Source organism: Niastella caeni (genome assembly GCF_004834005.1).
Classification (GTDB): Bacteria; Bacteroidota; Bacteroidia; order Chitinophagales; family Chitinophagaceae; genus Niastella; species Niastella caeni.
Window position 1 is genome coordinate 561,690 of sequence record NZ_STFF01000002.1, and the last position, 25,793, is coordinate 587,482.

Below are 25,793 nucleotides of genomic sequence, written 5' to 3' on the forward strand. Positions count from 1 at the left end.
TTCATCTTCCGGAAGAACAAACATGAAAAATTCATTAAAAATACAAGTATGAAGTTTTTACTTACAGCGCTGCTGGCTGCCATAATATTATTATCCTGCACAAAATGGGATGATTACAAAAAGTACACAGCAAATGGAGAGATCATTTATACCGGAAAATTAGACTCAGTAAAAATGTACTCTGGTAAGAACAGGATTCGCATCACTGGCAGGTTTAATGCTGACCCAAAGATCACAGCAGTTAAGATCTTTTGGAACAACAAAATGGATTCATTGGTGTACGAAGTAAAAGGAGGCCTGGCTGGAAATGTTTTTGATCAAACATTTCCAATGCCCGAAAGCATTACCACTTTCACTGTATATAGCTATGATGTGGATGGAAATAAATCTACCCCTGTATATGTAGTAGGAAAATCTTTTGGAGAAAATTATCGCAAAACGCTTGGCAATCGTTTTATTACTTCTCTGGTATACACGGCAGCAAAAGACAGCACTACTATCAATTGGGATGCACCTTTGGCTACTGCTGTGCAAACAGAGGTAATGTATCCTAAAAACCCAACAGGTGATACGGTGATGGTAATTACTCCTGCTAAAGACAGCAGAACGGCATTGGCCGGATTTAATTATCAAACATCAAAGTTTACTTACAGAACCATTTACAGGCCTGATTCTACAAGCATAGACACGTTTGCTACACAATATTTGGTACGATGAGCTAACTTTTCTTAAAAAAAATATCTAACGATCAGGATATGAAGTTTCATATGTTGGAAAAAAAACGATTTATTTTTTCGTTGCTGCTATGGTTTTTTTGTGTGCAGGGCAAAGCACAGGAACTTGTTACTTATCCTCCGCCGCAAGCAGTTGTTTATTCCATGCACAATGATGACTACACCGTTAAAGTGCGAAAGCCCGGCGGCGAATGGCAGGACCTGTATGAATACAATGTAAAAGTGGATCTCGATAAACCACAGGATGCATCGATGGTGTATTTCGATTTTTCAGGAACGGTTGAAGTATATGTTCGAAAGAATAATGGGAATGTGCAGTCAGTGAAGATCCGTCCGGCCTCTTATGAAATAAAACCGGTTTTAAATGACAACAGCATCACTTTTACCTTAACCGAACCCCGGAAAATTTCAGTAGAGTTTGATGGCGATAAACTGCACAACCTGCATGTATTTGCCAATCCCATTGAAACTTCCCGGCCCGACCCCAAAGATCCCAATGTGGTGTATTTCGGTCCGGGTGTGCATGTGCCGAAAGACCTGCCCGGTGATGCGTTCAACATTACCTCGGGTAAAACGGTTTACATAGCCGGCGGCGCCATAGTGAGAGGGAAATTAATGTGTGATAAGGTGGAAAATGTTCGCATCACCGGGCGGGGAATTATCGACCAGCCACAGCGGGGGGTAGAGATCAGGCACTCACGCAATGTTACGATAGATGGCATCATTGTCGTCAATCCAAAACATTATACTGTTTTTGCCGGCGGGTCGGATCATATTACCATCAATAATTTGAAATCATTCAGCGCCAATCCCTGGAGCGACGGGCTCGATTTTATGAGTTGCAGCGATGTTACCGTTGATGATGTGTTCATGCGCAATTCCGACGATTGTATCGCCGTGTATGCACATCGCTGGGAGTTTTATGGCGATGCGAAAAATTATTCGGTTACCAATTCAACGTTATGGGCCGACGTGGCGCATACCATTAACATCGGCGTTCACGGTAATACCGAAAAAACAGGTGAGGTGATCGAGAACTTACTGTTTAAGAACATCGAGGTGCTGGAGCTCGATGAAGACGATCCGTCTGCCGAGGGATGCATGGCCATCCAGGCAGCCGACATGAACCTGGTGCGCAATGTTCGCTTTGAAGATATCCGCGTGGATAATTTTCAGGAAGGGAAGCTTCTTCAGTTAAAGGTCGCGTTCTTCGAAAAATACAATGCGGCTCCTGGCAGGGGAGTAGAGAATATTTATTTTAAGAACATAAGTTATAACGGCTTTAATAATTCTCCATCGATCATTAATGGTTTAGACAAAGATCATCTTGTGCAGAATGTGACATTCGAAAACCTTCGCATCAACGGAAAACTGATCAACAGCGTTGAAGAGGCGAATATTAAAGTAGGAGAATTCTCAAAAAATATAACGTTCAAAAATTCGCAACCAGTAAAACAGCCTTTGACGAGTGCAAAGAAGTGAAATAACCAATTACCATTAAAACCAAAAGTCTTGCTATGAATCAGACGAAACACTTGTTATTTTTCCTGTTGCTTTTTTACAGCATTACAGCCTCAGCACAAAGTTTTGTGCATCCTGGCGGCTTGCACACACAAACCGATCTGGACCGGATGAAAGCACAGGTGGCAGCAGGGGCGCATCCCTGGATCGATAGCTGGAACGCATTGATCGCTCACCCAAAAGCGCAAAATACATACACTGCTGCGGCAAGAGGCAACATGGGAGAAAGCCGCCAAAGGGCATCGGCCGATGCAGTGGCTGCTTATCTCAACGCTTTGCGTTGGTACATCTCCGGTGATACTTCTTATGCAGCCTGCTCACGAAGAATATTAAATGCCTGGGCTTATGCGGTGAACCAGGTGCCGAGTGGCCAGGATGTTCCAGGGTTAATGGGAATAGCCGTTTATGAATTTGCAGTAGCAGCCGAAATACTGCGGCTGTATCCTAACTGGTCATCAACAGATTTTAATCAGTTCAAAAGCATGATGACCACTTACCTGTATCCCAATTGCCATGATTTTTTAACGCGTCACAACAATGCCTGTATCAGCCATTACTGGGCTAACTGGGACATCTGTAATATGACCGCCATCTTAGGCATTGGTGTTTTGTGCGATGACACAGCCAAGTTTAACGAAGCCATCACTTATTTTAAATCCGGCGCAGGCAATGGCAACATCACTAAGGCCATTCCTTTTGTACATCCGGGCGGTTTGGCCCAGTGGCAGGAGACCGGCCGCGACCAGGAGCATGCGCTGTTAGGGGTGGGCATGCTCGGCAGCTTTTGCCAGATAGCGTGGAACCAGGGGCAGGATATGTATGGTTACGACAATAACCGCCTGCTGGCAGGAGCTGAATATACAGCCAAATACAACCTGTGGAAAGATGTTCCTTATACTACTTATAACAATTGTGATAACGTGCAGAACTATTGGCCTTCCGAATATAACGCTTTTGGCCGGGGAAGATTACAGCGGCCCATTTGGGAAATGATCTATAACCATTATGTGGTAAGAAAAGGCCTGAGCGCTCCCCATGTAAAAGCGATGGCAGAAGTGAACCGGCCGGAAGGATTTGTGAATGATGATAATATCGGTTTCGGCACATTGTGTTATACACTCAATGCAACGGCATCGCCTTATCCTGCATCGCCTGCACCATCGGCGCCAACGGGATTAAAAGCAACAGCAAGTGTGAAAAGGGTGTGGTTAAGATGGACACCTGTTGCAACCGCAAGAGGTTATAATGTTTTACGGGCTACATCGAGTGGAGGGCCGTATACGACTGTGTCTACTTACACAGGCACACACCCCTTGTATCAGGATGATAGTGTAACCAATGGCATCACTTATTACTATGTGGTATCTGCCATCAATCAGGCGGGAACGAGTAGCAATTCTTTACAGGTAAATGCAACGCCAGCCGCTACCGGCGCATTGCCCGCCGGCTGGGCCTGGCAGGATATTGGAACGGTTGCTACTGCCGGCTCCGCCGGTTATGCGAATGTGAGTAATGGAACTTTTGTAGTGAGTGGTTCCGGCGCCGGCATCGGTGGTACAGCAGATGGATTGAGTTACGTATACAAAAGTGTAACGGGCGACGCTTCGATTACCGTAAGGGTTGCAGCCAATACCTGGGCTGGCGGCGGTGCACAAAAAACGGGCATCATGATGCGCGAATCGCTTGCTGCCAATGCCATCGCGTTCAGTATGACTTTCGGCGACGGAGGGGTTCGCGAAGCAAGGTCCGGACGCCGAACGACTACGGGTGGTTCCATGAGTTTTCAAACAGGTAATGCATATACCCGCGCTCCCGGCTGGTTTCGTTTGCAAAGAGCAGGTAATACAGTTACTGCCTATCAATCTACAGATGGAAGAACATGGTTTACTGTAGGTGCTCCTGTTACGGTATCGATGGGTGCCACTTATTACGTTGGACTGGCTGTTTCCTCAAACAGTTCCAATGTAAACACTGCTACATACGATAGCGTAACCGTAACAAGTGGAGCTATCGCAAACGGCACTTACCGCATCATCAACCGTAACAGTGGTAAGGTATTGGATGTGGCCAATAAATCAACCGCCAATGGCGCCAATGTTCATCAATGGACCTGGCTTAATGGGGCCAATCAGCAATGGAATGTGAATGATCTTGGTAATGGTCAATACAGCATTGTTGGCGTGCAAAGCGGAAAATACCTCGATGTTGCCAGTGGTTCCACCGCCGATGGAGCCAATGTTCACATCTGGCAAAGTACCGGCGGCAACAATCAGAAGTTCACCTTCACGGTTACCGACAGCAATTACTTCCGCATAACGGCTGTGCATAGTGGAAAAGTGTTGGAAGTAGCCAGCGGTTCTACAGCCGATGGCGCCAATGTGCAACAATGGACCTGGAATGGCGCCTACAACAAGCAATGGAAACTGGTGCCCGCAAACAATGAATCTAATGCAAGAAAAACCGAAAGCAGTGGTGAAGCCCAAACGCCTGTATCAACCAAAGATGTAGTGCTGTATCCCAACCCGGTCAGCAACCAATTAGTGCTTCAGTTGCAAAATGGCTTTGCCGGTGGAGCTACACTTAGATTAAGTGATGTTTCCGGCAAAATGCTCTACAGGTTGAAAATAAAAGGCAGTCAATACCAACTTTCCACAGGGAAACTGCCTTCAGGTGTATACTTGCTGGAGGTGAGTAATGGAATCAAAACTATAACCGAAAAGATCATAAAAGAATAATTTCTTTAACCTTACCGAAACGAGCCATATGAGTAAATTTTTAACAGCTTTACCAAAGATCAGCATGCTTAGCCGTCTTTGGGCGATCCTCTTCATTTTTTTCCTTTCCCCGCATGCAAGCGCGCAAACCTTTACGCATCCGGGTGCTCCACTTTCAAGGTCTGACCTCGACATTCTGAAGGCGCATATCCAGGCCGGTGATTATCCCTGGAAACAGGCTTACGATGTTCTGGCAGCCGATGGCAAGTCTCAGTTGACCTACACTTATCAGGCTTTTGCTACGGTTACCCGTAGTCCGGATCTAAATCTTTGGCGATGGAGAAACGATATGGTGGCTGCCTTTAATTTATCGCTGATGTGGTATTTTACGGATAATGAGGCCTATGCAGCAAAGGCGAGGGATATTTTAATAGCCTGGGCCACTACCCAAACACAGTTTGGGGGGCAGTTGGGTAACCTGGATTTGGGCGATTACGCTTATGCCTATGGCGGCGCTGCCTCCATGCTGAGGGGAACCTGGAGCGGCTGGACAGCGGAAAATACTGCAGCCGTAAAAAACCTCTTTAATAACGTGTACTGGCCGCCTTCAGGTTGTGGCGGTTATGCTTTAGGTCCGGCCAATAAAGGTACGCTGAGTTTAGCCACAGGAGCGGTGATCGCGGCTTTTTCCGATGATCCTGCTAAAATGGCTCATATCGTCTACCTGTCGAGATATATTGCTTCTACCGGGCTTAAAAATACCTTGCCCAACGGGCAGAATGGAGAAAGTTTAAGAGACCAGGGACACGCCCACGGCACCTGGAACAATCTGGCCTTCGTTGCAGAAGTGCTCTATAAACAGGGTATCGACATTTATTCCGACCTGGAGGACCGGATTTTGGCCAATGCCGAATATTTTTCCAGGAAAAATTTAAGCATACCCATCCCGTTCGTCCCTTTTGGTACTATTGATGCCTATTATTTAAACGATGTGACAGTTCCCTGGGATATGGGAAGGTTTGGCCCGACGTTGGCTCACGGGGCTTATGTAATCCGCAAAAAGCAAAGTTCAGTTTACCTGAACAAACTGCTAAATGCCATCCCCAGGCGTTTTGACCCGGTCATCACCTGGTTTTATAAGTCGGAAGACAACGCTACGGCTACTGTTCCACCGCAAACGGAAACTGTTCCGGTTCCGACAAAAGTTGGAGCAGGGGGCTTAACGTCGCTGGATATAGGCACGGCATCCCCTGCCGGAAGCAGTTCTTACAATAACAATGTGTGGACGGTAAAAGGAAGTGGGGATATCTGGACACATGGAGCGGATGCTTTGCACTTTGTGTATAAGGAGCTGGCAGGAAATTGTTCCATCATCGCTAAAGTGGAATCAATTGGGGGTTCTTCTAATGCCAGGGCGGGGGTAATGATCCGTTCTGATCTGACCCCTACCTCAGCGCAAAGGGCATGGATAGCGGTAACTCCGGGGGTGAAAGCCGAGGCGTTTATGCATGGATGGTCAGAACTAAGGGGCGGTTCTTATTATGAGAAAGCGTCCAGGCCAATAACTGGCATTCCTTATTGGGTAAAAGTTGAACGGGTAGGTGAGATGGTTGCCGTTTATTATTCTCCGGACGGGGCAAGTTGGGCGGCCTCCCATGAGGGCAGGTATACAGGCTTTACCGGCAACGCTTATATTGGTTTGGCGGTAAGTTCCAATGCTAATGGTACCTTAAATACCGCTACATTCAGTAATGTGAGCATTACGGGCGGACAGGGTGGAGTGGTTACTGCACCCGAAGCTCCGCATTCTGTATATGCCTATCCCGGAGATAAACAGATGCGTGTTCGCTGGCTGTCTTCTTTCGGGGCAGATAGCTATACGCTTAAACGCTCAGCCACTGAAAACGGTACTTATACCACCATTGCCACAGGCCTTACAGGAAATACGTTTCTGGATGAAAATGTAGCCAATGGCCAAACTTATTATTATAAGGTTTGTGCGGTAAATGCTGCAGGCACAAGTGCTGATTCACCAGGAGATGGAGGTGTTCCGGAAGCACCGCCGGTTCCGCAGGTATTGAATTCCGATAGTTTCAATGGGATATACCGGATTATAGTAACTCATAGCAATAAAGCAGTAGAGGTTAAAAATAGTTCAACCGCCGAAGGGGCCTTGTTGGGACAAAATACCTATTCTTCTTCAAGTAACCAGCATTGGAGAATAACTCCTATATCCGGTACCGATTATAAGATTGTAAATCTGCTGAGTGGAAAAGCCATGGATGTAGTGAACAATGCTATAGCCAATGGTGCGGCCATCGAACAGCGCACTTATTCGGCTACAGATTCAGCCCAGGTATGGTCTGTTAAGGACCGGGAGAACGGAACGTTCAGTATTGTGGGAAAACAAAGCCAGAAAGCGCTGGAGGTTGCCAGTTCAAGTACTTTAGACGGTGCCGCAATGAATCTGAACAGATGGCTTGATAATCCTAATCAGATTTATAGAATAGAACCCGTTACGGCATCAGACATGGACTCCGCTTACCTTAAAAAGTTAGCTGAGGCGATAAAACTACGCGATACCACCCAAACGAGTGCAACCGTTGAAGGAGGTAAATTTCCGGTAGCGGCCAAAGTACAGTTGAACGATAGCATCACCTATGTGCAGTCCTTGTACAATCCGCAATCGACAGTTTTTCAGATGAATGACTACGTTACGATATTGGAGAATGCTATGGAACGGTATAAGGCGGCTATGTATTACTTTACGAATACACTTGCTGACGGGAATTACTATATTAAACCCCTTGCCAGCGATTCGTTATGGACCAGGAATGAGACCAACAAGCCTTTGTTTGATGTGCCCAATCCCAATCCCTTAGTGCAAATGTGGAATGTGAAAAAGCAGGGAAACGGCAGGTATAAAATTACCTGTCTGAGTGCACCACCTTCGGCATTTAGCAATTATATCTATGAGGATGCCTTATTTGGCCGTAATGTTATTGCCTACAATGACGCTTACAATTCATTTAATATTTACTCTAACGGTACCTCGCAAGCAGTTCAACGGGCACAAAATGCCGGAAACGGGTACTGGTATAAAAGTGGCAATCAAATACTTGCTGTACTTGGAAGTAATAATGATCCGGTTCCCTATAGTTTCCCATTCCGTTTTGTGCCGGTTGGAACTGTTCCGATAAGCCTGACTGCTTCGGCGGCGGATGGAAAGAACATCCTGGAATGGGACCCTATCGCCAATTTTGCATATAACATAAAACGTTCAACTACACCAGGCGGGCCTTATACCACTATCGGCACGGTGAGCACAACAGCGTTCGCCGACACCACTGTAAGTAATGGAACATCTTATTACTACATAGTGGCTTCGCCGGATGGTGTAGCAACCAGTGAGGAGGTTTTGGCATCGCGGAATGCAGGGAAGATTTATTTGAAATTTGACGAAACCAGCGGAAACCGTTGTGTCAGCAGCTGGGGAACTACGTATGGTACTTTAGCAGCTACAGCAACACGTGATACCGGGAAAACAGGAAATGCACTTAAGCTGGATGGGACAAGCACTTCTTATGCTACACTGCCCGCAGGAATCATGAGTACGGTAACTGATTTTACCATTTCAGCCTGGGTGAAAATGGATGCCCTTGCCAACTGGATGCGGGTGTTTGATTTTGGTAACAGTACTACCCAATACATGTACTTTACCGTTCAGGGAGGAACTACTACAGCGAATGGGGTAACGTTATCAACCGTTAAATATGGAATTAAAAACGGAGGAACAGAGTTAAGCGTAACTTCTCCCTATGCCTTTCCATTGAATACCTGGGTACACCTTGCGGTTACCCAATCGGCAGATACAGTCAAGCTGTATATCAACGGAGCTTTGGTTGCTACGAAACTCAACATCAATATTAATCCTTCACAACTTACCCCTACGGGCACTACTACCGGCACCTCGCTGAACTATCTGGGTAAATCGCAGTTCAATGATCCGCTCTTTAAAGGTTCTATTGATGAGTTTAAGATTTACAAGAGGGCTTTACCTGCTTCGGAAGTTGCAGAAAGTATGATGGTAGGCCAAACGGTTACCTTCAATGTCCTTGCTCCCACATTAATGGGTGATGCAGATTTTGATTTGGAGGCTACTGCTTCTTCAGGTCTTCCGGTAACTTTCACCAGTTCCGATACCACAGTTGCAACGATAGAAGACGGAACGGTCCATATCTTATCTGCCGGAACTACAATCATTACTGCTGCACAGGAAGGGAATGAGATTTATGGCGCAGCATCACAGTCAAGAACGTTGTTGGTTGGTATTACTACCAATACTCAGCTCAGTACTTTAATGGGCAGGCCATTTAGCTATACCATTACTGACAGGCCATACAGCCATTTTACCGCAACAGGATTGCCTGCCGGCTTAAGCATAAATGCTACTACAGGTGTAATATCAGGTACACCTACCGAATACGGCACCTTCTCTGTAGTTATAGGCGCCAGCAATGGCGGTATCCCGGGTACACAAGCCATTACGTTAACGGTACAGAATAATGTGGTAAGCAATGTTCTTGTTGCCTCAGGTGATGCTGAAAATATCCTGGAATGGGATGCTATTCAGGACCTTACGTATAGCATTAAGCGTTCTACTACATCAGGCGGACCTTATACTGCTATCGGAAGTGCGAATACTACCAGGTTTACTGATACCAATGTTAGTAATGGAGCTATTTATTACTATGTGGTTGCCGCAGTTGATAGTGTAGGGGAAATGCCTCTGAGCACAGAAGTACTGGCATTGCCGAATGCCGGTCAGCTTACGTATCTGAAATTTGATGAAGCAAGCGGAACACGTGCTGTTGATAGTTGGGGTGCTATCCATGGAACATTAGCAGCCACAGCAGCCCGCGACGCCGGGAAATACGGAACTTCACTTAAACTGAATGGTACGGCTGCTTCCTATGCTACACTGCCAACCGGGATAGTGAGTTCTTTATCCGATTTTACCGTTTCCACCTGGGTGAAAATGGATGCCCTTGCCAACTGGATGCGGGTGTTTGATTTAGGTAACAGTACTACGCAATATATGTTCCTGACAGTTCAGGCAGGAACTGTTACTAACTCAGACGGCTCAAAGTCATCAATTGTTCGTTATGCCATTAAAAACGGAGGGACAGAGTTAAACGTAAGTTCTCCCTATGCCTTTCCGTTGAACACCTGGGTTCACCTGGCTGTTACTCAATCAGGCAATACCGCCCGCCTGTATCTCAACGGAGCTTTGGTTGGTACGAATACCAACGTCAATATTACGCCTTCGCAACTTACCCCTGCGGGCGCTACCACCGGCACCTCGCTAAACTACCTGGGTAAATCGCAGTTTAATGATCCGCTGTTTAAAGGTTCAATTGACGAATTTAAGATTTACAAGAGGGCTTTAAGCGATGCGGAGATTGCAGAAAGTATGAAAAGAAGTCAAATCATCACCTTTAACGCCCTTTCACAAAAACAGGTAGGAGATGATGATTTTAATGCTGGTGCAATTGCTTCATCGGGTCTTGCTGTAAAATATAGCAGCTCAGATACGACTGTAGCAATGATTGTTAATGGTCTTATTCGAATTGTGGGAAGAGGTACCACTACCATCACTGCCTCACAAAGCGGAGATTCTATTTACAAAGCTGCAACGGCAGTATCGCAACAGCTCTCAGTATATCAACTGCCCACCGTAATAACAAAGAACCTTCAAATTGCAGTTGATGCAAATGGCAATGCGTCTATCACGCCTCAACAGGTAGATGATGGTTCGGTAAGCTATGCAGGCGCATTGACTTTGAGTTTGGATAGAACCAACTTCACCTGTTCTGATATTGGTTCTCCCATTACAGTAATACTTACAGGTACCGATGCAGATGGGCATTCCAGCACTGCTACAGCACAGGTAACAGTTATTGATGATCAAAAACCCACAGCTACTGCACCAGCCGGTCAGTTCTTCTGTTACAGCCAGTCAGGCGCTTACAGCGTTCCGCCATTAACTGCATCCGATAATTGTGGCGTTGCTTCGATAAGTTATGCTGTGAGCGGAGCTACTGCCAGGAACGGGATCGGAACGGATGCCAGCGGTGTGTTCAATGCCGGGCAATCGACCATTACCTGGACAGTAACCGACATTCATGGCAATGTGGATACTGCCGCAACTATCGTAACCGTGAATGCTTCGATGGCAGCAACCATACCTGATGTTTATGCCATGAACCCCGCAGTAGATGTTAAGAATACCATTTACATGGGCTATGGCCCCGCATCGCTTACTGTAACGGCTAGTGCTACTGGTGGTACGGCGCCTTACACGTATTCCTGGAGCAATGGAGCAGGTACCCAATCCATTAGTGTAAGTGCCGCAGGTACTTATTCCCTAACGGTGGCAGACAGTAAAGGATGTACAACTACTGCAGCCATTGTTATGAATACACTCGATGTAAGATGCGGCAACAACAACGATAAGGTGATGATCTGTCATAACAACAATGCCATTTGTGTAGCCTCTTCTTCTGTTCAGGCGCATTTAAACCATGGCGATCACCTGGGTGATTGTACTGCATCGGTTACCCGCATCAACGCAGAAAATGAATCAGTGGAAGCAAGCAGCAGGAAGATCATTGTTTATCCAAATCCTGTTACAGAAGAGTTGAATATACGGGTAAGTGGCGTTGAAGCCGGTACTGTTGTAAAAATGTACGATCAGAACGGAGCACTGATAAAAACTTTGTTGGTGAAAGGTACATCCGAAGCTATTCCGGTTCGCGGATTACCCGCAGGCATGTATTATTTACAGATAAAGGCCCGAGGAGGGCTCATTATCAAAAAGATCGTGAAGCTTTAATGCAATTGCAGATAAAGTTTTCTATTAAAGTATAGTCAGGTGTCATTCCAGTACAGACGGTAGCATTATTGCTACCGTCCCTGTATCTGGAAATTTCTAAGGAATGAAAGCTCGCGAATCTTATCTTTAAACTCTTTAAAAACGCACCATCTTGTATAAATGAAACGCAGAACATTAATAAAAGGAATGGCATCCACGTTACCTTATCTATGGTTGTCTCGTGCATTAGGCAATGATCTTTTGCAAACAGCATATTCAAGTGAGCTCATTGCAAAAGGTCCCTTCAAACCCACCTGGGAATCCTTACAGAATTATAAAACACCTGATTGGTTTCGTGATGCAAAATTTGGTATGTGGGCACACTGGGGACCGCAATGTGAGCCCGAAGCCGGCGATTGGTATGCAAGAGCCATGTACCAGGAAGGTTCCCGGCAATATAAAATTCACCTGGAAAAATATGGTCATCCTTCGAAGTTTGGATTTAAAGATGTGATCAATGAGTGGAAAGCGGAGAACTGGGATCCCGAAGCATTAGTGAGTTTATATAAAAGTGCCGGGGCACAATATTTTATGGCGATGGCCAACCACCACGACAATTTTGATCTGTACAATAGTAAGTATCAAAAGCATTGGAACGCTACCAGGATCGGCCCAAAAAAAGATCTGATCGCTGGTTGGGCGAAGGCGGCAAAAAAGAATGGACTGCCGTTTGGTGTAAGCGTGCATGCATCACATGCATGGCGCTGGTATGAATCTGCACAACGTTCAGATAAGAACGGTGCATATGCAGGTGTGCCTTATGATGGGAAATTGACCAAAGCAGATGGAAAAGGAAAATGGTGGGACGGGTTGGATCCCCAGGAACTGTATGCACAAGATCATCCGTTGAGTGAAAATAGTTGGAATAATGGCTCCGTTCACAGGCAGTGGGATTGGAGTAATGGCGTTTGTCAACCAGACAAAGCCTTTATTGAAAAATTTTACAACCGCACTATAGATCTGATCAACAAGTACGACCCTGAGGTGCTTTATTTTGATGACTCGCAGTTTCCCTTGTGGCCCATTAGCGACGCCGGTTTACGCATCGCCGCCCACCTGTATAACAAGAGTATTAAAGATCACGGAGAGCTTAGGGCTGTGATCAACGGAAAAGTGTTGGATGAGCATCAGCGCAAGGCCATGGTATGGGATATTGAAAGAGGACAGGCCAACGAGATCCAACCATTGCCCTGGCAAACCGATACCTGTATCGGAGGTTGGCATTATGAGCGTGCGATATACGAACGAAATGGTTACAAAACAGCAAAGACAGTCATTCAAACTTTGGTTGATATAGTAAGCAAGAATGGGAATTTAATGCTGAACATCCCGGTGCGGGGCGATGGCAGCATCGATGAAAAAGAAAGGAAGATCGTTGAAGAAATAGGCGCATGGATGAAAGCAAACAGCGAAAGCATTTATGGCACCCGGCCCTGGACAATCTTTGGGGAAGGCCCGGCCCAGCAGGCTGCGGCCGCTCTGAATGCACAAGGGTTTAACGAAGGGAAAGGAAAGCCGTTTACCAGTGAAGACATTCGCTTTGCAACAAAAGGCGATGCGCTGTATGCAACCGCTATGGGCTGGCCTGAAGATAATAAGCTGGTTATAAAAAGCCTGGCAAAGAACAGCCAGTACTTTCCGGCAGCAATTCAAAAAGTGGAGTGGGTTGCTACAAAACAGTCTCTCAGCTTTGAAAGAAATGAAAATGGTCTGATCGTTTCTTTACCGGAAAAAATGACCGATTCATTGAGCTATGCAAACGTCATAAAAGTTCTTTCATAAGAACAATTACCGTTGTAAATTATATTTACGTATTGATTATGAAAAAAGCATTGTTGAACTGTCTTTTATTCCTGTTTGCTTTTGCTGCAAAAGCGCAAAGCGTAAATCCCTTCGGCAATGCCCTGGTTCCTGATATGATCGCTGATGCCAGTATCCAGGAGATCGATGGAACGTTTTATTGTTATGCAACAACAGATGGATATGATCAGGGCCTGAACACATCGGGGCCGCCGGTAGTATGGAAGTCGAAAGATCTTGTGCACTGGAGTTTTTCGGGTTTTTATTTTCCGTCTGCAGTGGGACAAAAATACTGGGCGCCCAGCAAGGTTATTGCAGCCAACGGAAAATACTATATTTATCCCACGGTGAATGGTTTTATGTATCCGGCTGTTGCCAATTCACCTGACGGGCCATTTAAACTGGCAAAAGGGGTTGATACGTTTTCTAAAACTTTTACGCCGGCTACCTTATTACAATCAAAACACCCCAAAGGTCCGGCCGGTATAGATGCGGAGGTTTTTATTGACGATGATGGGCAGGCCTATGTTTTCTGGCAGCGGCGGTTTGCGGCTAAACTGAACAGGGATATGGTTTCTGTGGATACTACTTCTGTCGTTCAAATTTCTACAAAGCGCGGAGGTTATTCGGAAGGGCCCATCTTTTTTAAACGGAAGGGTATCTATTACTACCTGTACACCCTCGGTGGTGATGAGAAATACCAATATGCTTATGGAATGAGCAGGACATCGCCGCTGGGTCCATTCGAATTCCCTGAGAGTGATATTATAGCCACTACCAATTATGAACGGCAGATCTTTGGTCCCGGTCATGGTAGTGTGTTTAACGTTCCGGGCACTGATGATTACTATTTTGCTTACCTGGAATTTGGCCGCAGAAGCACTAACCGGCAAACCTATGTGAACAGGTTGGAATTTAACGGGGATGGAACCATTCGTCCCGTTGACCTGACGATGAACGGAGTAGGGGCCCTTCGTTCTGTACCACCTGAAAAAACGATCAGGATTGTAAACTCAACGGCATCAAGTGTTCGCTCCGATCTTTTCATTAAACGAAATCAGGATTCATTGTTCAAAAGAACGGAATCATTTTCTGCGCAGTTTGCTTTCGATGATGCAAATGGCTCCAGGTGGATGGCTGCTGCTGAAGATTCAACGGCCTGGATCGTTGCTGATCTGGGAAAGTCGCAACATCTTAAACGCAGCGAAGTGTATTTTGTTCGTCCCACCGCAGGACATGCTTATGTGTTAGAGTATTCTGATAATGGCAAAACATGGAAGCCATGTGGCGGACATCGGCAGGTTATTGTACAATCGCCACACAGGGACAATCTGAATTGTAAAGCCCGCTATTTACGGGTTAAAATTTTAAGTGGCGTCAATGGTATTTGGGAGTGGTATATTTATTAGAACTTAATCGATCAATATGAAGAAGGTCATTGCATTTGTTGTTTCATCTTTTGTTTACATTACCTGCTTTGCTCAAAACAAATTAGCTGCTTTCCCTTTATCATCCGTACAGCTTTTAAACAGCCCTTTCAGGAATGCCCGGGAAACAGATCTGCAATATATGCTGCAACTCGATCCTGACCGCTTGCTGGCACCCTTTCTTAAGGAAGCCGGCATACCACCTAAAAAAGAGAACTATGGCAATTGGGAAAGCACAGGACTGGATGGACATATCGGGGGACATTACTTATCTGCACTTTCAAACATGTATGCAGCAACCGGTAACAAAGAAGTGTTGCGCCGTTTGAATTATATGATCGGCTGGATCGATTCCTGCCAAAGAAAAAACGGGAATGGATATGTAAGCGGAGTGCCTGGCGGTAAGGCCATGTGGCAGGAAATATCAGCAGGTAAGATCAAGGGCGGCAGTTATTCTAAAAAATGGGTGCCTCTTTACAATATTCATAAATTATTTGCCGCACTTCGTGATGCTTATTTGATTCAGGGAAATGAAAAAGCTAAAGAAATTCTCATTAAACTATCTGATTGGTTCATTGATCTCACTAAAAACCTTTCCGATGATCAGATTCAAGAAATGCTCAACAGTGAGCATGGGGGCATCAATGAAGTATTTGCAGACGTAGCAGCGATCTCCGGTGATCATAAATATCTGATAATGGCCAGCAAGCTTTCTCACAAAGCCATACTGTCACCACTTCTTGAAAAGAAAGATTCACTGAACGGTTTGCATGCCAATACCCAAATCCCCAAAGTGATCGGTTTCAAACGCATTGCTGAGATCGGCGGAGATACATCGTGGGCAAATGCTGCGGAATTTTTCTGGAACACGGTTGTTCAACATAGAACTGTTTCCATTGGCGGCAACAGTGTTCATGAACACTTCAATCCGTCAACCGACTTCTCTTCCATGATTGATGACGCGCAGGGGCCTGAAACATGCAATACCTACAACATGCTACGGCTGACGGAGAAATTGTTTTTGTCTGATCCCAAAAGTACTTACATCGATTACTACGAACGGGCAGTGTTCAACCATATTTTATCCTCCGAAAATCCCAAAGGCGGTTTCGTTTATTTCACGCCAATGAGGCCGCAGCATTATCGGGTGTATTCTCAACAGCAGGAATGTTTTTGGTGCTGTGTGGGAACCGGAATGGAGAATCATGGCAAGTATGGCCAGATGATTTATGCACATGATGCGAACGACCTTTTTGTGAACTTGTTTATAGCATCAAAATTGGATTGGAAAGAAAAAGGCGTTTCGTTGATTCAACAAACAAACTTTCCTTATCAGCAAACATCATCATTAAAGTTTACGACCACTCAACCAAGATCATTTGGCGTTCATATTCGTTATCCTTCATGGGTAAAGGAAGAAGAAATGCAGATCATAGTGAATGGTAAAAGAATAAAAGCGGTAAAAGATAAAAATGGTTTTGTGATCATAAACAGAACATGGAGAACAGGTGATGCCGTTTCCATTCATTTACCGATGCAGGCAAAAATGGAATATTTGCCCGATGGCTCACCCTGGGCTTCATTTATTTACGGGCCAATAGTTTTAGCAGCAAAAACAGGCACTTCAGATCTTGCCGGATTGAAAGCTGACGGAAGCAGGATGGGCCATGTGGCAGGTGGGGCTCTCTATCCAATTGACAAAGCGCCGATGATCGTTACTTCTGAAAGCGATCCTGCTTTGCAATTGAAACCTGTGAAAGGTGAGCCACTTCATTTCACAGCAGCTAATTTGATCTATCCATTGTCATTGAAAAATCTTGTACTTCAACCTTTCTCAAGCATCCATGATGCGCGCTACATGATCTACTGGAGAGTGATTGATGAGAAAGGATTGAAGCAGATCCGGGAAAAATTAAAACAAGAACAAAAACAAGAATGATATTTATAAGTAACTGTTACAAAATTATTAAATAGAAAACGGCACTATTTTCAAATGAATCGTCTCAGATTTGTATCGCTCTTGTTTTGCTGGCACCTGGCAGGTTTATGTTCGAAAGCTCAAATGAATGGAAACTGGGGCGACCAGGGAAATGGAAGGTATGTTAATCCTGTACTTCCGGCAGATTACAGCGATCTTGATGCCATACGTGTAGGTGATGATTATTACGCCATATCTTCTACCATGCAATTTTCGCCGGGCATGGTAGTGCTCCATTCTAAAGATCTCGTAAACTGGGAAATTATCGGTCATGTGGTTGATGATCTCACACGCATTAGCCCGCAATTGAACTGGGACCGGATGAATTGTTATGGTAAAGGCATTTGGGCAGGTTCCATCAGGTATTACAAGAATAAGTTTTGGGTGTATTTCGGCACACCTGATGATGGTTTTTTTATGAGTTCGGCTACCAATCCTGCAGGCCCCTGGGAACGGGTTCATCAATTATGGAAAGTAAGTGGCTGGGACGACTGCTGTTCGTTTTGTGATGACGATGGGCAGCTCTATTTTATTGCTACCAATTTTGCCCTTGATCCTAAAAACAATAAAAAGTACAACATTCATTTATTTAAAATGGCGCCTGATGGAAGAAGTCTCATCATGGGGTCCGACTCCATCATACATCAATCCAACGGAAGCGAAGCAAATAAGCTTTACAAGATCAATGGGTTTTATTACCACTATTTCAGCGAAGTGAAACCGGAAGGCCGGGTCATTATGATAGAACGTTCAAAGAACATGTATGGTCCCTGGGAGATCAAACAATTAAACCATGTTGACAGGAAGCTTGACAGGGAACCGAATCAGGGTGGCTTACTGCAGGCGCCATCAGGCAAATGGTATTTTTTCACCCACCATGGTAGCGGAGACTGGGAAGGACGCCCTGCCAGTTTGTTGCCTGTTCACTGGATCGATGGCTGGCCGGTCATTGGTGAGCCGGGTGCCGACACAATAGGGCGCATGGTTTGGCGGGGCGCAAAACCTATAGCCTATAAAAGGAAAGTCTCCATTCAAAGCACTGATGAATTCAACGCCGGGAAACTACATGTGCAATGGGAATGGAACTATCAACCCCGGGCCGGCAAATGGTCTTTAACGCAGCGAAAAGGCTTTCTTCGGTTGTATGCTTTTACGCCCCTTCCGTCAAATAAACAAAAAAATATTATACTTCGGGCCGGAAACACACTCACACAACGCAGTATGCGTACATTTGCCAATGTAGCAACCGTAAAGATCGACATCAGCCATATGGCCGATGGCCAGTTCAGCGGATTGACACATTTTTCCACTACGAGCAATAGCTTGTTTGGTATCAGACAGGAGAATGAAATACGCAGTTTGGTTTATTCCTATAATGATAAAGATACAACAGTAGTCACGATTGCCGGAAAGTCCATCTGGCTTCGCTCTACCTGGGATGCCAACGGTATAAGTCGATATGCTTTTAGTACAGACGGAAAATTGTATCAAACATTGGAAAGTACTTATCAACTTACCTGGGGCAGCTACCGGGGTGATCGTATCGGGATCTTTAATTTCAATACCAAAGAAGATAAGGGATACATAGATGTTGACTGGTTTCGATATGATTATAAGAAGTGAAGCAGGAAAAGATAAAGAATGTCGGATTAAGGACAAAAAAAGTCTGTTTTGTGCATAATAAGGGCAGGCTTTTGAACTAGGTTTGACATTTCGATTGCAATAACCAATACTTCAATTAAGCAAAATAAAACCGTCTTGTCATGATGAAATGGAGCACATTTTTGTTGTTATTAACTGCTCTCTTTATTAGTAACAGTAGTAATGCCCAATCCTATCAAAAAACAGATCATGGAATTAAAGCAAAGATCAAATCCACCGCGATCGAAATTCAATATTATAATCCTTCATCTGTAAGAATACTGAAATCTCCTGATGGCCGCCCTTTCACTAAAGAAAGTCTTTCCGTTATTAAGAAGCCGCAAAAAACAGTGTTCAGTGTTAAACAGCAGGGTGATGTAGTAAACTTAAGAACGGCAACACTCAATGTTGCGCTTAACCTAAAAACCGGTGACATAATTTATTCAACCGTAAAAGGCGAATTATTGCTGAAAGAAAAGCAAGACGGCGTACAACTTGCACCATTCAATGATGCTGGCACTAATACTTTAACCGTTCAGCAATTGTTTATATTAGACAGGGATGAACCTATTTATGGCCTTGGCCAGCAGCAGGAAGGCAAGATGAGTCAGCGTAATGTAACGCTGAACATGGTGCAGGGAAACCTGGATGACTACATTCCTTTCTTTCAATCGGTAAAAGGCTATGGTGTTTTTTGGGACAACTATTCTCCCACGGTGTTTACCGATAATCCGGAAGGCACATCATTCAAATCAGAGGTCGGAGATTGTGTTGATTATTATTTCATGTACGGTGGCAATGCGGATGGTGTAATTGCACACATGCGTGAATTGACGGGGCAGGCGCCAATGTTCCCACTATGGACTTATGGCTTTTGGCAAAGTAAAGAAAGGTATAAAAGCCAGGATGAATTAGTGGATGTAGTAAAGCAATACCGCAAGCTTGGTGTTCCTCTCGATGGTATTATACAGGACTGGCAATATTGGGGAAGCAACTATTTGTGGAATGCCATGGATTTTTTAAATCCTGAATTTCCCAATCCGCAGAAGATGGTAAGCGATGTGCACGATATGAATGCACATATGATCATTTCTATCTGGAATTCGTTTGGCCCTCATACAAAGCAATACAAAGACCTGGATAAGATTGGGGCGTTGATGGATTTTAAAACATGGCCGGAATCAGGTTCTGAGAAATGGCCGGTACGACGTGATTATCCTTCCGGTGTTCGTGTATATGATCCCTACAATCCTGCTGCCCGTGATATTTACTGGAACTATTTGAAACTGATGTTTGCATTGGGAATAGACGGCTGGTGGATGGATTCATCGGAACCGGATCACCTTGATCCCAAACCATCGGATTTTGATAATAAAACTTATCTGGGATCTTTCAGGAAAGTTCGCAATGCATTTCCTTTGATGACTGTGGGAGGCGTATCAACGCATCAACGTGCCGTTGATTCCGGCAAGAGAGTGTTTATTCTCACACGTTCAGCATTTGCCGGTCAGCAGAGGTATGGAGCTAATACCTGGTCGGGTGATGTGACTTCCTCCTGGAATGCATTGAGGAGTCAGATCTCTGCAGGCCTGAATTTTTCACTTACCGGTATACCTCACTGGAATGCTGATATCGGCGGATTCTTTCTTTCAAAGTTTAAAAGAAAATTAGAAGACCCCGAGTATCGCGAATTGTATGTTCGCTGGCTGGAGTTTGGCGCTTTTACTCCCATGATGCGTTCACATGGTGCAGATGCGCCAAGGGAAATTTATCAATTTGGACAGAAGGGAACTAAATATTACGATGCTATTGAAAAATACATCAACCTGCGCTATCATTTATTGCCTTATATCTATTCCGCATCATGGGATGTAACAGCCAATCAATCGAGCATGATGCGTGCTCTGGTGATGGATTTCCCAAAGGACAAAAATGCCCTGGATATTAACGACGAATTTATGTTTGGTAAATCCCTGTTGGTAAGTCCGGTTACCAATGCGATGTATGTGAAGCCAGGTGCAGGTGAAAAAGAAACAATACAGGTGGAAGACTTCAGCACGATCAGGTCAAAAGAAACCTATTTACCAGCAGGAGCTGACTGGTATGATTTCTGGACTGCTGAAAGATTTTCCGGCGGTAATAAAGTAAGCAGGCAAACGCCCCTCGATATCCTTCCGCTTTATGTGAAAGCAGGTTCCGTTATTCCTTTAGGACCTTCTGTTCAATACGCGGAAGAAAAGAAATGGGACAACCTTGAAATAAGAATTTATCCGGGCGCCAATGGAAAATTCGTTTTGTACGAAGATGAAAATGATAATTACAATTATGAGAGAGGTGTTTATTCAACGATAACTTTCACATGGGATGACACTAAAAAGACTTTAGCCATCAGCGATAGAAATGGATCATTTCCGGGAATGCTTAATGAAAGAAAATTCAATGTGGTGATCGTTGGTATGAACAAAGGTGTTGGAGAAAATTTAACGGGCCAGGCAGACAAAGTTATCTCCTATACAGGGAAAAAAGTAGCTGTAAAATTTTAAGAAGCAATAAAAGGCAAACAATAGTATGATGCGTCAGTTAGTTCTTGTAATGCTGTTTTCAGCTTTCAGCAGCATGGTATTTGGGCAAAAAGCAGTTGTTCAATCTCCGGATCAAAAGATTGTTGTAGGGCTTTTTCCCGGGCAAAGCAATGATATTGGTGAGTGGTACATAAAAGCATCTTACAATAACAATGGAACAATTATAGAAGCTATTCCCCGTATTGATTTAGGTTTATCGCGCAGCGACCAGGATTTTTCAAAGGATTTGAAGTTTTTGAAAGCAGGTAAGCCAATTTTCATTAACGAAGAATACACAGCACTGCACGGTAAAAGGGCTGCTTGCAAGAACGCTGCGAATGAGGTAGTAGTCTCATTTGAAAATCCAACGAAAGCAAAACTCAATATTATTATCAGGGCTTATAATGACGGCCTTGCTTTTCGGTATGAGTTTCCCGATAAGCAGGGAAGCTTTGTTGTAAAGGATGAATTAACAGCTTACACCATTCCAAAAGAAACCACGCGGTGGATGGAAAAATGGAATCCTGCCAACGAAGGTCTTTATGCTGCAATGAATAAAGACAAAACAGTTTCCGGTGAATGGGGTTATCCTGCGCTTTTTAGTACAGATAATAAAGATTGTTGGTTCTTATTGCATGAATCGGATGTGAACAGAAATTACTGCGGCACCAAATTGAGCAATGCTGCTGCTGCTGAGAAATACAAACTTACCTTTCCAAATCCACAAGATGGAAGGGGACTTGGAGAATCGGCACCTGTCATAACCCTTCCCTGGAAATCGCCCTGGCGGGTGATCATCATGGGAACGCTTGCCGATATAGTGGGATCTACTTTAGTAAATGATGTTGCTGAGCCATCGGTTATAAAAAATACAAGCTGGATCAAACCGGGAATAGCCTCATGGAATTATTGGTCGAGCAATCATGGCACCAAAGACTATAAAACGGTTTGCGTGTTTGCAGATCTCGCTGCCGAAATGGGCTGGCCTTATACGCTGCTCGATTGGGAGTGGGATGCCATGGGCAATGGGGGTAAGCTGGAAGATGCAGCGAAATATATTCAGTCAAAAGGGATCAAGCCATTGATCTGGTATAATTCAGGTGGCAATCATACCTGGGTAACGGCCACACCAAAAGACCGGATGCTCACACATCAAAACAGGGTCGAAGAATTCTCCATGCTGAAAAAATTAGGATTTGCCGGCGTAAAGGTGGACTTTTTTGAAAGTGAGAAACAGGATATGATCAAATATTATCTCGACATCCTGGAAGATGCTGCCCAATTTGAAATGATGGTTTACTTCCATGGCTGCATTGTGCCCAGAGGATGGGAAAGGACCTATCCGAACCTGATGACCTACGAAGCCGTGCGTGGCGCCGAGTGGTATAACAACACACCTGATTTTACGATGCCTGCACCGGAGCACAATGCTACCCTTCCTTTCACCCGCAATGTGGTTGGCCCCATGGACTACACACCGGTTACCTTTACCAATTCACAATACCCGCATATTACTTCCTACGGGCATGAATTGGCATTGAGTGTACTCTTTGAATCGGGCATGCAACACCTGGCCGACAGGCCCGAAGGCTACTATGAGCTACCCGATGCTGCCAAAACATTTTTAAAGAATGTGCCCAATGCGTGGGATGATACCAGATTGGTGGATGGTTATCCTGGTAAGGAGGTGATCATGGCCCGCCGCAAAGGAAATGATTGGTATATAGGCGGCATCAATGGAGAGCAAAACGAAAAGAAGAAAACAGTAAAATTTGATTTTTTGCGGGAGGGCGTAAAATATAAATTGACGTTGATAGCCGATGGAAAGCACGATAAAGCTTTTGCAACGCAATACATGGTGGTGGACAAGTCAGCCTCTGTAGATGTAACGTTGCTTCGCAGGGGTGGGTTCGCTGCCTCGTTGATCCCTATAAAGTAGAGCCTTAATAGAAATATTCAAGTATAAAAAATGACTTCTATGCGTATTGTCGCTGTATCGCTGACAATGTTTCTGCTTACTTCCACAAAACAAATATGTGCGCAGTCCCGTCTCAGCTTATGGTATGATAAGCCGGCTGCAGAGTGGGTGGAGGCCCTGCCGGTTGGGAACGGTCATATAGGAGGAATGGTTTTCGGGCGGGTTGAGGAAGAACTTGTTCAATTGAATGAAAGTACGCTCTACAGCGGCGGTCCGGTAAAACAACAGGTCAATCCGGATGCTTTTCAATATCTTCCCCGCATACGCGAAGCGTTGCTGAAAGAGCAGGATTATTCAAAGGCAAACGAACTGGCCAGAAAAATGCAGGGGTATTATACCGAATCGTATATGCCGCTGGGCGATCTGCTTCTGAAGCAATCGCTCAATGGCCGCACGGCGTCTGCTTACCACCGCGAGCTGGATCTTCAAACCGCTACTGCTACTACCCGTTTCACGGTTGATGGGGTGGAGTATACGCGCGAAGTTTTTTGCGTGGCGCCTGCTAACGTAATGGTCATCCGTATCCGCTCCAGCGTTTCCGGCGCTATCGATCTTTCTGTGGCATTAAAAAGCCCTTTGCGGTATAGATTATCTGCAAAGGGGAATAATGAATTGATCATAAGTGGTAAGGCACCCGCGCATGTAGATCCAAGTTATTATAATCCTAAAGACCGGCAGCCAATCATTTATGAAGATACTACCGGCTGCAATGGCATGCGCTTTCAATGCCGGGTAAGAGCAATTACCAAAGCAGGCAGGATCACTGCAGACACTTCGGGGCTGCATGTGGAGAATGCAACAGACCTTGTATTGATTGTATCCGCTGCCACCAGCTTCAACGGTTTTGATAAATGCCCTGATAGCGAAGGAAAAGATGAGCAGGCGATTGCTGCTGCACTGATCGGTCAGGCGGCAAAAAAATCCTATGCTGTATTGCAACAGGAGCATCTGAAAGATCATCAGCGCTATTTTAATCGCGTTTCGTTTATAGTAAAGGATACAGGCGCCGCAGCCAATACCAACCGGGTGCTTTCTACCGATAAACGATTAAAAGCGTATTCAGGAGGAGCGTATGATCCTGCATTGGAGACCTTATACTACCAGTTCGGTCGTTATCTGCTGATCGCTTCATCAAGGCCGGGAGGGCCACCGGCTAATTTGCAGGGCATCTGGAACAAAGAATTGAGAGCTCCCTGGAGTTCCAACTATACGATCAATATCAATACACAGATGAATTACTGGCCGGCAGAGAGCTGCAATCTATCTGAAATGCATACACCGCTGCTGCAGTGGTTGAAGGCGCTTTCTGTAACCGGCGCCCGCGTAGCCCGTGAGTTTTATCATGCCAATGGCTGGGTGGCGCATCATAATTCAGATATCTGGGGTTGCGCCAACCCGGTAGGAGACCTGGGCGCCGGTGATCCCGTTTGGGCCAACTGGTATATGGGCGGCAACTGGCTTTGCCAGCATTTGTGGGAGCACTATGCATTTACACGGGATAAGAAATTCCTGGCAGAAGCATACCCGGTCATGAAGCAGGCAGCGTTGTTCAGTCTCGACTGGCTGGTGAAGGACAGTAGCGGTTATTGGGTGACGGCGCCTTCAACCTCTCCCGAGAATAAGTTCCGCGATGAAAAAGGACGTGCACAGGCTGTATCGGTTGCAACAACGATGGATATGTCAATCATCTGGGATCTTTTTACCAATGTAATAGAAGCGTCCGAAGAGTTGAATACAGATCAGTCATTCCGCAACCAGTTAATCGAAGTAAAAAAAGATCTGTATCCGTTGAGAAAAGGAAGCCAGGGCGAATTATTGGAATGGTATAAAGAGTTTGCAGAAACGGATCCGCAGCACCGCCATGTGTCGCACCTGTTTGGTTTGCATCCGGGCCGGCAGATATCGAAGAACAATACGCCGGAGTTTTTTGCAGCAGCAAAGAAAACACTGGAAATAAGGGGAGATGCCGGTACCGGCTGGAGCCGCGGCTGGAAGATCAACTGGTGGGCGCGTTTGCTGGATGGCGACCATGCTTATAAACTCATTCGTCAGTTGCTGAACTATTCCGGCGCCGATGGGAAAGGCGGCGGCGGCACTTACCCAAACCTGTTTGATGCGCATCCGCCGTTTCAGATAGATGGTAACTTTGCCGGAACCGCCGGTATGACGGAAATGCTGTTGCAAAGCCATTTGGGAGAAATACATCTTTTACCCGCACTGCCATTGGCATGGAAAGAAGGAACCGTAAAAGGATTGAAAGCACGCGGCGGATTTACGGTAGATATACAATGGGCAGGAGGAAAGCTGAGCAAAGCCACGATCACGGCGACCACAGATGGCGTGTGCCGGATCAGGAACAACAGGGGATTCCTTGTAAATGCGGTCCCGGCAAAACAGGAAGGTGTTGATTTCGTACTTTCAGTAAAAATGAAGAAAGGGCAGCAATACATTGTTCTACCGCCGGCTGGCAAATGATCTGGAAAAAAAGAGTAAAAAGATATTCCA

11 protein-coding genes are annotated in these 25,793 nt (G+C 45.2%); all 11 read left to right on the forward strand.

Annotation, left to right across the window (positions count from 1 at the left end; translation table 11 throughout):
- The first annotated feature begins 48 nt into the window (after window positions 1–48).
- The 11 genes from FAM09_RS09910 (at window position 49) to FAM09_RS09960 (ending at window position 25,763) form a co-directional block, all read left to right on the forward strand.
- The gene (locus tag FAM09_RS09910; protein WP_136576935.1) at window positions 49–717 is read left to right on the forward strand and encodes a DUF4998 domain-containing protein; all 669 of its coding nucleotides are present in this window, start codon (window positions 49–51) and stop codon (window positions 715–717) included.
- Window positions 718–755: 38 nt separating this feature from the next.
- Window positions 756–2,216, forward strand: a complete 1,461-nt coding sequence (locus FAM09_RS09915; protein WP_208025526.1) for a glycosyl hydrolase family 28 protein — start codon at window positions 756–758, stop codon at window positions 2,214–2,216.
- Between the two features lie 35 nt (window positions 2,217–2,251).
- On the forward strand, window positions 2,252–4,990 hold the full coding sequence (locus FAM09_RS09920; protein ID WP_136576936.1) for an RICIN domain-containing protein: 2,739 nt from the start codon (window positions 2,252–2,254) through the stop codon (window positions 4,988–4,990).
- Between the two features lie 28 nt (window positions 4,991–5,018).
- On the forward strand, window positions 5,019–11,864 hold the full coding sequence (locus FAM09_RS09925; RefSeq protein ID WP_136576937.1) for a LamG-like jellyroll fold domain-containing protein: 6,846 nt from the start codon (window positions 5,019–5,021) through the stop codon (window positions 11,862–11,864).
- Window positions 11,865–12,023: 159 nt separating this feature from the next.
- Window positions 12,024–13,685, forward strand: coding sequence for an alpha-L-fucosidase (locus FAM09_RS09930; protein ID WP_136576938.1), 1,662 nt, complete (start codon window positions 12,024–12,026; stop codon window positions 13,683–13,685).
- A 38-nt stretch (window positions 13,686–13,723) separates the two neighbouring features.
- Window positions 13,724–15,112, forward strand: coding sequence for a family 43 glycosylhydrolase (locus FAM09_RS09935; protein WP_136576939.1), 1,389 nt, complete (start codon window positions 13,724–13,726; stop codon window positions 15,110–15,112).
- Window positions 15,113–15,128: 16 nt separating this feature from the next.
- Window positions 15,129–17,069 carry a glycoside hydrolase family 127 protein gene (locus FAM09_RS09940; protein WP_136576940.1) on the forward strand — a complete coding sequence of 647 codons (1,941 nt, stop codon included), beginning with the start codon at window positions 15,129–15,131 and terminating at the stop codon, window positions 17,067–17,069.
- 54 nt (window positions 17,070–17,123) lie between these two features.
- Entirely contained in the window at window positions 17,124–18,731 is a 1,608-nt protein-coding gene (locus FAM09_RS09945) for a glycoside hydrolase family 43 protein (RefSeq protein ID WP_208025527.1), read from the forward strand.
- Between the two features lie 140 nt (window positions 18,732–18,871).
- A complete protein-coding gene (locus tag FAM09_RS09950) occupies window positions 18,872–21,292 on the forward strand; it encodes a glycoside hydrolase family 31 protein (protein WP_136576941.1) in 2,421 nt (806 codons plus the stop codon).
- Between the two features lie 25 nt (window positions 21,293–21,317).
- Window positions 21,318–23,249, forward strand: coding sequence for a glycoside hydrolase family 97 protein (locus tag FAM09_RS09955; RefSeq protein WP_208025528.1), 1,932 nt, complete (start codon window positions 21,318–21,320; stop codon window positions 23,247–23,249).
- Between the two features lie 39 nt (window positions 23,250–23,288).
- Entirely contained in the window at window positions 23,289–25,763 is a 2,475-nt protein-coding gene (locus tag FAM09_RS09960; protein WP_243751640.1) for a glycoside hydrolase family 95 protein, read from the forward strand.
- Window positions 25,764–25,793 lie beyond the last annotated feature (30 nt).